Genomic DNA, 311 nt, shown 5'->3' with positions numbered 1-311 from the left:
TTTGCGAAGGATGCATCTGGCTACGCCGGCGGCGGCAATCACTTCGCCATGTATCTGGAAGGCTCCACACTCGTCGTGCGCCTTCAGGATGGCAGCTCCGAGTCTTTCATCAGGGTGCCGGGCATTGTCGCGGGGCAATCCTATGACGTCGCGGTGACCTTCGGTCCCTCGGGAGCACAGCTCCATCTGGACGGCGCGGTCGTCGGGGCCACGGACCTTGTCATGGATTGGACGCAGAACGTCGAGTACATGCAGTGGGGCGGTCGCGGATGGGCCAGTCAAAGTGGTGCGCCGGGCTTCGATGCTCCGTT

1 protein-coding gene is annotated in these 311 nt (G+C 63.0%); it reads left to right on the top strand.

The window, feature by feature from the left end; translation table 11 throughout:
• A partial coding sequence (locus P1K30_RS23905) for a hypothetical protein (RefSeq protein ID WP_275635247.1) occupies nt 1-311 on the top strand: 311 nt, incomplete at both ends.

The organism is Psychromarinibacter halotolerans (assembly GCF_029168315.1).
GTDB lineage: Bacteria > Pseudomonadota > Alphaproteobacteria > Rhodobacterales > Rhodobacteraceae > Psychromarinibacter > Psychromarinibacter halotolerans.
Note: the sequence above shows the minus strand (reverse complement) of the source record. Positions and strands in the feature narration are given on the sequence as shown.